Annotated in this window: 13 protein-coding genes; 1 reads left to right on the top strand and 12 read right to left on the bottom strand. The window is 61.8% G+C overall.

The features are described 5' to 3' along the window. Positions 1-249: 249 nt before the first annotated feature. Positions 250-1554: a twin-arginine translocation signal domain-containing protein gene (locus AAY81_RS01580; protein ID WP_082867796.1), complete on the top strand. Its 1305-nt coding sequence runs from the start codon at positions 250-252 to the stop codon at positions 1552-1554. A 71-nt stretch (positions 1555-1625) separates the two neighbouring features. Here the strand turns inward: AAY81_RS01580 and hypB are convergent, their stop codons facing one another. From hypB to AAY81_RS01520, 12 genes are all read right to left on the bottom strand, one after another. Beyond that, positions 1626-2276 (bottom strand): hydrogenase nickel incorporation protein HypB, encoded by a 651-nt coding sequence (hypB, locus tag AAY81_RS01575; protein ID WP_066660580.1) that lies wholly within the window; start codon positions 2274-2276, stop codon positions 1626-1628. A 154-nt stretch (positions 2277-2430) separates the two neighbouring features. Further along, positions 2431-2787 (bottom strand): hydrogenase maturation nickel metallochaperone HypA/HybF, encoded by a 357-nt coding sequence (locus AAY81_RS01570; protein ID WP_066660578.1) that lies wholly within the window; start codon positions 2785-2787, stop codon positions 2431-2433. 3 nt (positions 2788-2790) lie between these two features. Beyond that, the gene (gene tatC / locus AAY81_RS01565) at positions 2791-3642 is read right to left on the bottom strand and encodes a twin-arginine translocase subunit TatC (protein WP_066660576.1); all 852 of its coding nucleotides are present in this window, start codon (positions 3640-3642) and stop codon (positions 2791-2793) included. 3 nt (positions 3643-3645) lie between these two features. Beyond that, on the bottom strand, positions 3646-4239 hold the full coding sequence (locus AAY81_RS01560) for a Sec-independent protein translocase subunit TatA/TatB (protein WP_066660568.1): 594 nt from the start codon (positions 4237-4239) through the stop codon (positions 3646-3648). Between the two features lie 76 nt (positions 4240-4315). Then, entirely contained in the window at positions 4316-4519 is a 204-nt protein-coding gene (locus tag AAY81_RS01555; protein WP_066660565.1) for a CASC3 protein CASC3, read from the bottom strand. A 12-nt stretch (positions 4520-4531) separates the two neighbouring features. Then, the gene (locus tag AAY81_RS01550) at positions 4532-5905 is read right to left on the bottom strand and encodes an amidohydrolase family protein (RefSeq protein WP_066660562.1); all 1374 of its coding nucleotides are present in this window, start codon (positions 5903-5905) and stop codon (positions 4532-4534) included. Positions 5906-5985: 80 nt separating this feature from the next. Next, complete coding sequence (locus AAY81_RS01545) at positions 5986-6756, bottom strand: ubiquinone/menaquinone biosynthesis methyltransferase (RefSeq protein ID WP_066660559.1); 771 nt, start codon at positions 6754-6756, stop codon at positions 5986-5988. Between the two features lie 9 nt (positions 6757-6765). Further along, the gene (gene tsaD, locus AAY81_RS01540) at positions 6766-9126 is read right to left on the bottom strand and encodes a tRNA (adenosine(37)-N6)-threonylcarbamoyltransferase complex transferase subunit TsaD (RefSeq protein ID WP_066660556.1); all 2361 of its coding nucleotides are present in this window, start codon (positions 9124-9126) and stop codon (positions 6766-6768) included. A 38-nt stretch (positions 9127-9164) separates the two neighbouring features. Then, positions 9165-9671, bottom strand: coding sequence for a tRNA (adenosine(37)-N6)-threonylcarbamoyltransferase complex ATPase subunit type 1 TsaE (gene tsaE, locus AAY81_RS01535; protein ID WP_066660553.1), 507 nt, complete (start codon positions 9669-9671; stop codon positions 9165-9167). 83 nt (positions 9672-9754) lie between these two features. Continuing rightward, positions 9755-10612, bottom strand: coding sequence for a bifunctional 5,10-methylenetetrahydrofolate dehydrogenase/5,10-methenyltetrahydrofolate cyclohydrolase (locus tag AAY81_RS01530; RefSeq protein WP_066660552.1), 858 nt, complete (start codon positions 10610-10612; stop codon positions 9755-9757). Between the two features lies 1 nt (position 10613). Then, positions 10614-11228: a cyclodeaminase/cyclohydrolase family protein gene (locus AAY81_RS01525; RefSeq protein WP_066660550.1), complete on the bottom strand. Its 615-nt coding sequence runs from the start codon at positions 11226-11228 to the stop codon at positions 10614-10616. 80 nt (positions 11229-11308) lie between these two features. Beyond that, positions 11309-12976, bottom strand: a complete 1668-nt coding sequence (locus AAY81_RS01520) for a formate--tetrahydrofolate ligase (protein WP_066660548.1) — start codon at positions 12974-12976, stop codon at positions 11309-11311. Positions 12977-13151 lie beyond the last annotated feature (175 nt).

Below are 13151 nucleotides of genomic sequence, written 5' to 3'. Positions count from 1 at the left end.
GCGTTTATTGTAGCAATTGCACTTAAACACCGCTGAAACCCCGTGTCAAATGACACAATAAACGTGAAATGATACACCTGCAAGAGGATGAAGGAGCGCATGGACCGCAGACCCGGCCAACGTCGGCCCGCGAACAGGCCTTCCGCGCAGTCGCGGCGTAAGGGCACCACGGGTTACGCGCGCCCCAGCACCCGAACGCGGGGAACTCGCGTTCGCAACACCACTCCCCCCAGCGCATCCGTGCGCGGCATGGGCAGCCACCGCTCCGCACGAGGAACCGGGCGCCCGCGCGCAAGCAAGGCCAACCACGCAGGCGCAAGCGGCACGCTACTCACCAGGCGTCACTTTCTGTACGGCGCCATCGGCGTAGGCGCGGTCGCAGCCGTGGGCTTTGGCGCGAACACGCTCATCCAGCAGCGAAACGCCGCATCCAGCACCATCTCAACGCTTTCGGTACCCGCAAGCAACGTTTCCACGCTCGACGATTACGCGGAAATCGAGCTGAATAACGCCTTCGAGCAAGTAGGCGAATACGAGCTCCCCTACGGCACGCTCATGTGGTGCAACGACGACTCCATCGCCACGTGCCTCATCCCCACCGAAACCGCTTCCCCGCTTACGCAGATTGGCGTCATGAAGCTTTCCAGCGGCAACCTGGAAACGGTTGTCGAAGCGGCTAATGGCGCCTCCGACGGCTTCGAGATCTACGATGTGCGCGGCACGTCATCGGGTCTGGTATGGACGGAAGCCAACATCTTCGAAGGAACCTGGCGCATCCTTACGGCCACGCTCAGCTCCTCCAATTCGGTGGGCACGGCCCATGTCGTGGATAGCGGCGATTCCTCTACCGAAACGCCCTCCATCGCAGCCGTCGACGGCTATGCGTACTGGGTTGTTATGCCCCCTGCAGGTGCCGACAACGAGAAGACGGGCACTGCTCAGCTCAAGCGCGCGCAATTCGGCCAGGAAAGCACTCAGACGGTATACGAGGGCACGGGTCGCATGGCCGCACCCCTCTACGGCGCCAGCGACGGCGTGGTTATCACGCCCCGCCACCCCGATGGGACCTCGTACTTCCAGCTCGTTCACGTAAACGGCTCCACGGGCGAAGTGGATGACAGCATCACGCTCCCCTCGGCCATGCAGCCCGTCGAAGTTGGCTATGGCAACGACCGCTTCTCGTTCTGCTTCGAAGCCATCTACAGCTATGGCGACGGCATTGCGAACCTAGGCACGTACACGCCCGCAACCAACCCCAACGGCAATTACGACAGCGCTTCGTGGTTCCGCTTCGGGCGTACGCCCCTGGCACCCCCCGCGTGGTGCGGCGATTGGCTCATCGTGAAGTCAAGCCAATCGGTGGTCGCCATCAACTTCGCTTCGAAGTCGTATTGCACGTTTGGCATCATCAGCGGAGCCACCAGCTGGGGCGATTACCTAGCCGTGAGCGGCACGCACGACCGCGTAGTCACCATCAGCCAAATCAACGAGGTCGACACCGAAAGCAACGCCAACCAGACGTGCACGGTGCGCGTCTGGAAGCCCCTCTCGTAACGACAAAGGCGCCGCTGGTTCTCTCCCAACGGCGCCTTTTGCATATGCGGGGTTACGCGCAGCCTAGCAGGCTACAGCGCGCGAATCTGCTCGGCGAGCCATTCGGCCCATTCCTCCACACCATCGCCCGTGGTGGCGCTGATGCGGAACACAGGGGCCTGGGGGTTCAAACGCTCGATGTGGCTGTCGAACGCCTCCTCGTCGAAATTGAACACGGGCATGGTGTCGACCTTGTTCAGGATGACGGCCTGCGATACCTGGAACACGCCCGGGTACTTCAGCGGCTTGTCGTCGCCTTCGGGTACGGAAAGAATCATGACCTTGGCGTTCTCGCCCAGGTCGAAATCGGTAGGACATACCAGGTTACCCACGTTCTCCAGCAGGATGAGGTCGAGATTGTCCAGGTCGAGCACGTCGACCGCGCGCTTGATCATGTCGCTTTCCAGGTGGCACGCCCCGCCCGTGTTGATTTGCACGGCGGCGATGCCCTGGGCCTTGATCTTCTCGGAATCGACGCTGCTGGCAATGTCACCTTCGATGACGGCGATGTTGAACTCGTCGCGCAGAGCCTCGATGGTGGCAAGGATGGTAGACGTCTTGCCCGAGCCGGGGCTTGCCAAGATGTTCAACACGAACACGCGCTTCTCCGCGAACAGACGGCGGTTTTCCTGCGCAAGACGATCGTTCTTGTCCAGAATGGGCTGCTTCATATCGATATGCATGACATGCGCTCCTTCGACGTTGTTTCAGGCGCTATTATGGCACAACCCTGCACACGAATACGCAAGATTGTGTGAAAGCGCGCATCAGACGGCTGCAAGCGCAAAAAGGGCCGCGCGCTTACGCGCACGACCCACAATGGCAATGAAGCGATTGCTACTCTTCGGGGATATCGACCTCAATGTTGTCGATTTGCAAATCGCGCCCCGCAAGCAGCTCGGTTGCGATGGAACCGCATTCCGGACAGGTCATGTGGAAGCGGTCGTGATCGAATTCGACGCCGCATTCCAGGCACCTACTGTGCGGATGCACCATGGTGAGGTTCAGCTTGGAACCTTCCATGAGCTCGTTGCCCTCCGTAAGCGCTTCGAAAGCAAAGACCAGGCAATCCTCGATGGCTTCCGTCATCTCGCCCACCGAAAGGTTCACTTCCAGCACGCGGGTAGCACCCGCGTTGCGAGCGGCTTCGGAAACGGCGTCGACGACGCCCGTCATCATGCCCAGCTCGTGCATGGCCTAGTCTTCCGACTCACGCTCGAGCTTGCGCTGACGCTGACGTTCGGCCCATTCGGCTTCCCATTCGGCGTCTTCCTTGGCCTGCTGTTCCATTTCGAGCTTCTGCTGCTTGATGCGGCGACCCAGCACCAGGCGGGATGCCAGCAGGCTGAGCTCGTACAGAGCCAGCATGGCGCCAAACAGAAGGACCATGGTGACGGGAGAAGCATCGGGCGTGATGAATGCGGAAAGCACCATGAGGCCGATGTACACCTCGCGCCACAGGGAACGCAGCTTGGCATACGGGACGATTTCGAAGATGGTGAGGTAGAACACCACCAGGGGAAGCTCGAACGCGACACCGAAGCCAATTTCGAACTTGATGATGATGTCAACCCACTTGTCGGCCTGAGGCGTGATGGTGGCGAAGCCGGCCGCCTGGTCGGTAAGCCACTGGAACGCCGGGTCGAGGATGATGTTGTAGCAGAACACCGTACCGAACACGAACAGCGCGCAGGCAATGGCAAACGTGGGGATGAACCACTTGCGCTCGTTGGGCTTCAGCGCGGGCAGGAAGAAGGCCAGCAGCTGCCAGATGATAACCGGCATGCAGGCAACAACCGACGCCCACAGGGCAATGGTGAAACGCACCGCGAAGGCATCGAACGCACCCAGGACGATCATGGTCACGTTGCCATTGGCGTCGGTGGGCATGTATTCAGCTACAGGTGCAAGCAGGAACTGAGACAACGTAGGAGTTGCCATGTAGAAAACGCATACGGCGATAAGCATGCAGACCACGATGCGAACCAAGCGCATACGCAGTTCGCCCAGGTGATCGAAGAGGGGCATTCGCGCAGGACCGATAGGCATGTCTTATTCCCCCTTCTCTTCCTTGGTGGCAGGCTTGGCTTCGGCCTTGCTGCCGGCGGTTGCATTCTTCTTGGGAGCCGAAACGGGCTCGGGAGCCTTGGCATCGCTGGACGCGGCCTTGCGCACGGGGCGCTTGGCAACGGGCTTCGTGCCATACAGCTCGTCGGCGGAAACCTTGGGAGCGGCCTTCTTCGGGGCCTCCTCCTTGGGCGCAGCTTCCGCTGCTACCGCGGTTGCGCCCGCAGCCTCGGCGGCCTTCTTGGCCTCATTGGCAGCCTTGCGCTCCTCGGCGGCCTTGCGCGCGGCACGCTGTTTGTCGTAGCGAGCCTTGCGAGCCGTAAAGCTTTCGCCCTTGTCTTCCTTCTTGACGTCGTTCTCGATCTTGCTGATGGCGTCGAGGGGATTCTTGAACGGATCCTCGGCGTCGGGATCGTAGACTTCCTTCTTGATGACATCGCTCATTTCGTTTTGAGCGTTGCGGAACTTGGCGATAGCGCGACCAATGGTCTTCGCCATTGCCGGAAGCTTATCGGGCCCGAAGATGAGGAACCCGAAGAGCAAAATGAGCAGAAGCTCGTTTGCACCAATTCCAAACAATGAAAAACCTCTTACTTACTACCGTGCGACGCTTTCGCGCCTACCGTTACCAAACGTGAAATTCTACCGTATTCGACTACGCAGCGCCACCCGAGAGGAAGCTGAGGGCAACCGTGGGCACGCCAAGTGCGAGAACGAGAATGATGCACACAATAACGATGCCGATACGCTTCAAGCGCTCGGAACGTTCCTTCTTCAGGCGAGCTGCTTCCTCGCGCGCGCGGGCCGCTTCGAGCCGTGCCTCGCGCTGCTTGGCAGACATCTTCTGCTTCTTTGCCATGGTACTTCCTTCTTACAAAGTGTCGGCGCACTGCCTGCGCAGGCGCGTACGCGTTTTGATCATCTGGGCGACGCTCGAGCCGAACGGCGCTTGAATGTTCCACTTGCCCTGGTCGTACAGGGCCTTGCCGCCCACCATGGTCATGAGCACGTCGTTCGGGGTAGCGGTGTTCACCACTGCCGCGCACGGGTCGTTGGTGGGCGTGGAGTGAGAGCCCGAAAGGTCGACGGCAATGATATCGGCCATCTTGCCCACTTCCAGCGAACCAACCTGATCGTCGATGTGCATGGTGCGCGCACCGCCAATGGTGGCCATTTCCAGCAGGTCGTGCGAAGAGATGAACCAGTTGGTTTCCGAGCTGACCGCACGCTGGACCATCATGCCAATGCGCATCTCGGCGAAGATGTCGGTGGAATCGGTGGCAGCGGGGCTGTCGGTGCCCAGGCCAATGGCCATGCCGGCCTTCATGTACTCCTCGATGGGCGCAACGCCCATGCCCAGGTTCGCATTGCAACGCGGGCAATGAGCCACGCCCACGCCATACTGGCGCAACTTCTGGATGTCATCCCAGCGAACGTGCACGCCGTGCACGACCGTAACGTTTTCGGCTTCGAAGGCGCCCCAGTTCAGAGCATAGTTGACGGGCGTAGCACCCGTGGGCAGCCAGGGCGGAACCTCCATGTAACCGCGACGCTTCATGGCGTCGACGGAAAACGGCGTGCGACCGTACTTGATGAAGGCGTATTCCTCGCGGCTGCTGGCAACGTGCATGGCAAGCGGCGTGGTGTCGGCCGCGTACTTGGCAGCTTCCGTGAACACGCGCGGATGGCATTCGTAGAGCGGAGCAGGGGCGATGCCAATCTGCAGCAGATCGCCATCGACCATGCCGCGCCACGACTCGATGTCTTCGATGGCCTGGCGCATTGCGTAGTTCACGCGACGGCCGTCCATGGCCCCCACCTCGCGATAGGCTATGCCTCGCATGCCAAGGTCGTTCATGGCGCGCACGGCGGGTTCGGAGGAAGCGATGTTTGCGGCGCAGGTAATGCCGGATGCGATGGACTCAAGACCGCCAATGAGCGTGGAGTCGTACAAATCGGCCGCGTTGAGCGTGCTGGAAAGGGCGCTGACGCGACCCATCCACGTAGCATACGGCTCGTCGTGCATCATGCCGCGGAGCACCGTGTACTCCATGTGGCAATGGGCATTTACAAAACCGGGAAGGATGGCCGCCTGGCCGAAATCGCGAATTTCCTCGTTCGCATAACGTGCGCGCAGCTGCTCCACCGGGCCTATATCGCGTATACGGCCTTCGGAAATAAGAACCGCGCCCGCCTCGATGGGGTCGGACGTGATGGGCAACACGTATTCAGCGCACAACAGCATGGGCGTCCTCCTGGTGAATTCGTAGCGCACATTCTAGCATTGAACCAGCGGACACGGCGGAATGCACACAGGAAAGGCGGCTACTTCACCGCCGTGTGGATGGCAACCGCCCCGAAGGCCAGGTTTTCGTATGCCACGTGGCCAAATCCAGCCGCGCGCAGCATATCGCAGAACTCCTCTTGCGCGGGGAAAGCCTTGATAGAATCGGCCAGGTAGACGAAGTCCTCGCGCTTGCCCGTATAGTGCTGCCCCCAAGCGGGAATGCCCCACTTCAGATATAGGTTGTAGAAGGCACGTTCAACAGGACGCGGCGGCGTCGAAAATTCCAGAATGCATGCGGTGCCGCCGGGAACGAGCACGCGGCGAATCTCGCGCAGGGCAGCCATGCGATCGGGCATGTTGCGAATGCCGTAGGCCATGGTGACCACATCGAAGGAATTATCCTCGAACGGCATCTTCTGGGCGTCAACGACCTGGGCGTCAACGACCTGGGTGTCGACGTTCACGCTACGTGCGTCACCCGCGGCAATGCGGCGCTTGGCCACTTCCAGCATGGCGGGCGTATAGTCGGTGAGAAGAATGTGCGCAGGGTGCGCCTTGCGACAGATGGCGAAGGTGACCTCGCCGGTGCCACCCGCTACGTCGAGTATGCGCGAGCTCGAGGTGATAGGCGCAAGCTCCACCAGGCGATCGAGCCATTTATGGTCCTGATGGAAGCTAGACGAGCGATTGAAGCGCTCGTACTGCTCGGCGATTTCAGTGAAGATGTTCAGCACGCGCTCCTCGGAGATTTCCGCGGGAGCTTCCTTCCCCGTAGCCGTATCGATGGTATGCGATTTCGAATCGGTCATAGTAGGCTCCTAGTAAGGCTCTTCCAGGTTCGTATGGGCGCAGGCGTCGGCATCGAGCCCGCTCGTCTTGCCCTGGTTGAAGCGATCGAGCGCAACGAGGGCGATCATGGCAGCATTGTCGGTGCATGCGGAAAGCGGCGGCATGGTAAGGCGCACGCCGCGCTTGCGGCACATGCGCTCATAGGCAGCACGCAGGGCCGGGTTGGCGGCCACGCCACCACCCAGGCAGAATTCCCTGGCGCCCGTTTCGCGCAGGGCAGTTTCCGCCTTCGCCACCTGCACGTCGATAACCGCAGCCTGGAAGCTTGCGGCAATATCGGGCAGGTTCAACTCGGCGCCTTCGGCACGCTGCTGGTTGATATACGTAATAACGGCCGTCTTCAGGCCCGAAAGCGAGAAGCGCAGGTCGCCCGAATGCATCATGGCGCGCGGGAAGCGAACGGCCTTCGCATTTCCCTGGGCGGCGAGCTTCGAGATGATGGGGCCGCCTGGGTAGCCCAGGCCCAGGGCCTTCGCCACCTTGTCGAACGCTTCGCCCACGGCGTCGTCGATCGTGGAGCCCAGAATGCGATAATCGCCCCAGTCACGCACGTGCACGAGCATGGTATGCCCGCCCGAGACGAGCGAAACCACCATGGGAGGCGTCATGTCAGGCGTGGCGATCTTGTTCGCGTACAGATGCCCCTCCAGATGGTTCACGCGCACGAACGGCACGTCTGCAGCCCACGCGGCAGCCTTGGCGTAGGCAACGCCCACCACGAGCGCACCCACCAAGCCAGGGGCATAGGTGCAGGAAATAGCATCCATGTTGGCCAGAGAGAGCGCAGGCACGCCCAAACGGGCAGCGGCACTTTCCAGGCACACCTGCACCACGCCACAGATGGCCTCAACGTGCTTGCGGCTTGCGATTTCGGGAACCACGCCGCCGAAGCGCGCATGGAAGTCAATTTGGCTGGCCACGGTATCGGCCAGGATTTCGCCCTTGCCGTCGATGATGGCCGCAGCGGTCTCGTCGCACGACGACTCAATAGCCAGAATCAGCGGATGCGCCACATTCGCAGGGGCATCCTGCATGGCGGCAGCGTCGACGCGCAACGTCATGCCCGCTACGTCACGCTCTTCAAGCGGAAGCGGGCCTTCCATGATGACCGCATCCTCGCGGTCGCTGTAGTAATGCGGACGTGTGCCAATGGGCGCGAAATCGAGCGAGGCGTAGAACGACTGCGCACCCGCATTGCTTGCGCGCACCTCCAACGAGCACGTACGTGCCCCCAGGTCGCGCGCATCGCTGGCCACGCGAGCGATGAGCACGCGGGCAATGCCGCGACGACGAAACGCGGGGTCCACCGCAATTTTCAGGATCTGCAACTGGCCATCGGTAATCCAACCGCCTGCATACCCTACCAGCGTGCCGCTGGTATCGTACGCAGCCCACCAGCTGCGATCCTTGCGGGGCAGCTCGTCGACGACCAAATGCTCGTTCCAGGCATCGGTACCCATGGCGGTAGCTTCCAACCGGGCAACGTCGGCGGCATGAGCGGCGTCGAGGGGGCGGTATTCGATCTCCTGCGCTTCCCCATCGTGCGCACCAGCATGCTGCACGCCCGTGCGCAGGTTCTTGGGCTCGGAAGAAGACAGGCGGACGCGCTCGTTCTCTTCCGCATCGGAAAGACGCGTGTACACCGGCAGAAGCAGCGCCGGGTCATGACGAACAGCATCGAACGGATCGACCGTACCCGCCTGCCAGGCCGCCTGCACAGCCGCAAGCAGGCCCGCGCCTTCGGGCGTCCAAAGCTCGCGTGGGGCAAGAGAGCCCGCATCCTGAAACAGCTCGGCGTACTTTTCGAGCGCGTCGCCCGCAATGAGCACACCGTCACCGTGCGCGAGGGATTCGGCGAATGCCTGCGCCTTCACGACGGTATCGGGCTCCAGGCGCTCGGCAGCCTGGTCAGAAAGCTCATAGCGAACGGGATAGACTTCCTTGCGCATGGCATCGGCTAGCACGAGCGCGCGGCCGCGATGGCCCGCCGCCTGAAGCTGCCAGGCGATGGCATCGAGCGTGGATACGCCCACGAGCGGCACGCGCAGAGCCTGAGCCACGCCCTTCGCGGAGGCAATGCAGATGCGCACGCCCGTGAAGCTTCCCGGCCCACGGCCGCAGGCAACGCATGCAATGCCATCGCGCGAAACGCCCGCTTCGTTCAGAAGCTCCTGGATGGCGGGCAGCAACTGCGTGTTCGAAGCGCGATGCGCGGGAATGCGACGTGAGGCGACGCACTCCACCGAACGGGTTTCGGAATGCAGAACGCCCAAGCCCAGGGCGATGACTTCGTTTGCCGTATCGAATGCGAGGATGTACGTAGGTTTCATCGGTATCTTTCCCAAAAGCACGCTAGCCCAGCGAAACGCTATTCGCCCAGGCGATGCCAGGCATCCGGGGCAGCCTGCACCCAGTTGAACAGCAGCTGGTTCGCGCGCTTGCCGCGGGCGATGGCGCGATAATCGCGGCCGCCCTTGCCATTTGCGGAAAGCAGCAGCTCCAGGTAGTCTTCCGGCGCCTCGTCGGGGAACTTTTCGCCCCATTCCACGAAGGAGACGCCACATCCCTCGAGCGTTTCCCAATAGCCAAGGTCGTAGAGTTGATCGGCATCGTCGAGACGATACAGGTCGAAATGATTTAGCACGAGCGAACCGCTTTCGTAAGTAAGCTGAATGGTAAACGTGGGACTCGTGACGTCATCGGTGACGCCAAGGGCACGCGCAACGGCCTGGACGAAACTGGTCTTGCCAGCACCCAGATCGCCATTGAGCATGACGACGTCGCCCGCGCGCAGAAGCGGGGCGAGCTGGGAAGCCAGGGCGCCCGTCTGTTCCAGATCGGCGCACGTGCACGTATATGCGAGTTCATCGTTCATGCCGCTATTGTAGCGCCCCCGACCCGTCTTCAAACGAATAACAGCTTGCGCGCAAGGTACCGCCACGCGCGCAAGCCGCAGGATTACGCGATTCCGAGCGCGCTTTCGCACGAATGGATGACGTGCTCCATGGTGGTAGACGTGGTAACCGTGCCAATGCCGCCGGGTACGGGCGTGATGGCTCCAACGATGGGCTCGGCCGCGTCGAAGTCGACGTCGCCACATAGATTCCTCGCCTCGTCGAAGTTGATGCCCACGTCGATGATAGTCTGACCAGGCGCGAAGCATTCCGCTCCGAACGCCTTCGCACGCCCCGTCGCGCAAATGACGACATCGGCCTCGCGGCAACGAGCCGCAAGGTCCTCGGTACGCGAATGACACATGGTGACGGTGGCGTTGCGCGCGAGCAGCATCATGGCCACGGGCTTGCCAATGACCAGGCTGCGCCCCACCACCACGACGCGGGCGCCATGCAGCTGCACGCCATAATGGTCGAGCACGTGCATGCAGGCCTGGGCCGTTGCCGGCGGGAAGCCATACCCCGCACCCGTGAACACGCGCGCGAGCGATGCGGGAGAGATGCCATCGATATCCTTGCGCGCATCGAGTGCCGCGCACGCTGCCGCCTCATCGAGCCCGGCAGGCAGCGGACGGAACATAAGACAGCCATGAATGGATTCATCGGCGTTTACCTGTGCAATCGCATCAAGAAGCTGGTCGTTCGTTACGTTGGCGGGAAGCACGATGGAGCGAATGCCCACCCCAAGCGCCTCGGCACGCTTGCATGCCGTGCGCTCGTAGCTAAGGTCGCTGGGGTTTTCGCCCACGCGCAAGATGGCGAGCGTAGGCTGCGCACCAGCTTCGACGCACCCCTGTACGCGTTCCTTCAAGCCAGGGGCCATTGCCTGGACGACTTCCTTACCGGAAAGAATACGAGCCATGCTAGCGCACCTCCTGCGCAACGTAATCGAATGTTGCCTGGGCTTTTGCGGCGTATTCCGCGATGAGCGCGTCGGCCTGAGCGCGATAGGCGTCCGCCGCGGAAGCATCCGCGAGAGACTTCGCGTTGATATACACGTTGAGCGATGCCCCCATAAGCGCCGCGCGGGCAAACGCCGCCGCGACGCCAGCATCGCTGACCGCCAGGCGGCTGCCATCATGCGCCATGACGTCACACAGCTCGATGACACGCACGCACGCGTTCATGATAGCAAGCGGCGCTTCCGTTGCGCCCACGAGTGCCGACTGCAACGCAGCGTCGCGCTCGGCAAGCTCTTCGGGCGTGCTGCGCGGCATGCCATACGCCGCAGCCAGAGGCGCAAACGCGCGGGCGTCTTCGTCGATGAGCTCCAGCAAGCGAACGCGCAGCGCTTCGAGCTCGCCAAGGGTTTCCTTCACGCGCTCTTCCACCTGCGCGTACTTCGGCTTGCCAACCGTAAGGTTTCCCACCATGGAGCCCAGGGCCGCAGCCAGGGCGCCGCAATATGCGCAGGCCCCACCACCGCCGGGCGTAGGATCGGCGCTCGCCAACTTGTCGATAAACGTAGTGTCGACCATTTCCCCACCTTACAGAAGCGGGAAGGCAGAACCTTCCCGCTTCCCATACCTCATATGACCACGTAGCTACGCGGATGCATTTAGAACAGACCGGTAATCTTGCCCGTCTCGTCGACGTCGATATTGAACGCCGCGGGACGCTTGCCCAAGCCGGGCATCGTCATGATACTACCCGTGAGCGCGACGATAAAGCCCGCACCTGCACTGACCTTCACGTTGCGCACTGTCATGCGGAAGCCGCGGGGCGCGCCCAGCAGCGAGGCGTCGTCGCTAAAGCTGTACTGGGTCTTCGCCATGCATACGGGCATGTCGGCGAAACCAAGGCGCTCGAGCTCGGCGATTTCCTTCTTCGCAGCGGCCGTGAAATCCACGTCGTCGGCGCGGTAGATGCGCTTGGCCAGCGTGCGGATCTTGTCGGCGATGCCACCTTCCAGCTCGTAGCTGAACGAGAAGTCGTTGGGCTGCTCGCACAGGCGCACGACCTCTTCGGCCAGCGCCGTGCCGCCCTTGCCGCCCTGAGCCCACACCTCGGAAAGCGCCACGTTCACGCCCAGTTCCTTGCACTTGGCTTCGACCAGATCGAGCTCGGCCTTCGTGTCGGTCGGGAATGCGTTGATGGCAACCACACAGGGAAGCTTGTAGACCTTCGTAATGTTTTCCACGTGCTGCAGGAGGTTGGGCAGGCCAGCCTCGAGCGCCTCGAGATTCTCATCGTTGAGCTGGTCTTTCGGAACGCCGCCATGATTCTTCAGCGCGCGCACCGTAGCAACGACGACCACCGCGTCGGGCTTCAGGCCCGTAAGGCGGCACTTGATGTCCAGGAACTTCTCGGCACCCAGGTCGGCACCGAAGCCGGCCTCGGTGATGCAGTAATCGCCCAGGGCCATGGCCATGCGAGTGGCCATGATGGAATTGCAGCCATGCGCGATGTTTGCGAACGGGCCGCCATGGATGAATGCAGGCGTGCCTTCCAGCGTCTGGACCAGGTTGGGCTTGAGCGCATCCTTCAGAAGCGCCGCCATAGCACCTTCGGCATGCAGCTGATGCGCGGTAACGGGCTCGCCAGCATGGCTGTAGCCAACCACGATGCGACCCAGGCGCTCCTTCAGGTCAGTGATGGAGGTAGCCAGGCAGAAGATGGCCATGACCTCGCTGGCCACCGTGATGTCGAAGCCGTCTTCGCGCGGCACGCCATTCGCCTTGCCGCCCAAGCCGTCGACCACGTGACGCAGCTGACGATCGTTCATGTCGACGACGCGCTTCCACGTGATGCGGCGCGTGTCGATGTCGAGCTCGTTGCCATTGTGGATGTGCGCGTCGAGCAGTGCGGCAAGCAGGTTGTTCGCAGCGCCGATGGCATGGAAGTCGCCCGTGAAATGCAGGTTAATGTCCTCCATGGGAATAACCTGGGCATAGCCACCGCCGGCAGCGCCGCCCTTGATGCCGAACACCGGGCCAAGCGACGGCTCGCGCAGAGCAACGACCGTCTTCTTGCCAATAAGGTTCATGGCATCGGCCAGGCCCACCGTCGTGGTGGTCTTGCCTTCGCCCGCAGGAGTGGGGTTGATGGCGGTAACGAGTACGAGCTTGCCATCTTCATGCTGTGAATCGCGCAGCAGGTTGTAATCGACTTTAGCCTTCGTATTGCCGTAAAGCTCCAGGTATTCGCGGGGAACACCGGCCACATCGGCAATCTCGGTAATGGGACGAGCCTTGGTCGCCTGGGCGATTTCGATATCGGTCAGCATGCAGCGCCTTTCTCTCGCGGACTTCACCTAGGCGCATTGTATCTCAGGGGCGCGACGGCGCTGACGTGGTTGCCGCGAACGACGCAAAAGCAGAACGGATATGGCAAAAATGGGCTCTTCGGTGGTTTCTGTGGGAGAGATTCCGGCATAGGCCCAGCTCAGCGGGCGAAAACAA

Source organism: Denitrobacterium detoxificans (assembly GCF_001643775.1).
In the GTDB taxonomy this organism is placed as follows: Bacteria; Actinomycetota; Coriobacteriia; order Coriobacteriales; family Eggerthellaceae; genus Denitrobacterium; species Denitrobacterium detoxificans.
Note: the sequence above shows the minus strand (reverse complement) of the source record. Positions and strands in the feature narration are given on the sequence as shown.

Coding starts and splice junctions, on each gene's coding strand:
- AAY81_RS01580 (WP_082867796.1), top strand. CDS start 250: ATGGGCAGCCACCGCTCCGCACGAGGAACCGGGCGCCCGCGCGCAAGC.
- hypB (WP_066660580.1), bottom strand. CDS start 2,276: ATGCATATCGATATGAAGCAGCCCATTCTGGACAAGAACGATCGTCTT.
- AAY81_RS01570 (WP_066660578.1), bottom strand. CDS start 2,787: ATGCACGAGCTGGGCATGATGACGGGCGTCGTCGACGCCGTTTCCGAA.
- tatC (WP_066660576.1), bottom strand. CDS start 3,642: ATGCCTATCGGTCCTGCGCGAATGCCCCTCTTCGATCACCTGGGCGAA.
- AAY81_RS01555 (WP_066660565.1), bottom strand. CDS start 4,519: ATGGCAAAGAAGCAGAAGATGTCTGCCAAGCAGCGCGAGGCACGGCTC.
- AAY81_RS01550 (WP_066660562.1), bottom strand. CDS start 5,905: ATGCTGTTGTGCGCTGAATACGTGTTGCCCATCACGTCCGACCCCATC.
- AAY81_RS01545 (WP_066660559.1), bottom strand. CDS start 6,756: ATGACCGATTCGAAATCGCATACCATCGATACGGCTACGGGGAAGGAA.
- tsaD (WP_066660556.1), bottom strand. CDS start 9,126: ATGAAACCTACGTACATCCTCGCATTCGATACGGCAAACGAAGTCATC.
- tsaE (WP_066660553.1), bottom strand. CDS start 9,671: ATGAACGATGAACTCGCATATACGTGCACGTGCGCCGATCTGGAACAG.
- AAY81_RS01530 (WP_066660552.1), bottom strand. CDS start 10,612: ATGGCTCGTATTCTTTCCGGTAAGGAAGTCGTCCAGGCAATGGCCCCT.
- AAY81_RS01525 (WP_066660550.1), bottom strand. CDS start 11,228: ATGGTCGACACTACGTTTATCGACAAGTTGGCGAGCGCCGATCCTACG.
- AAY81_RS01520 (WP_066660548.1), bottom strand. CDS start 12,976: ATGCTGACCGATATCGAAATCGCCCAGGCGACCAAGGCTCGTCCCATT.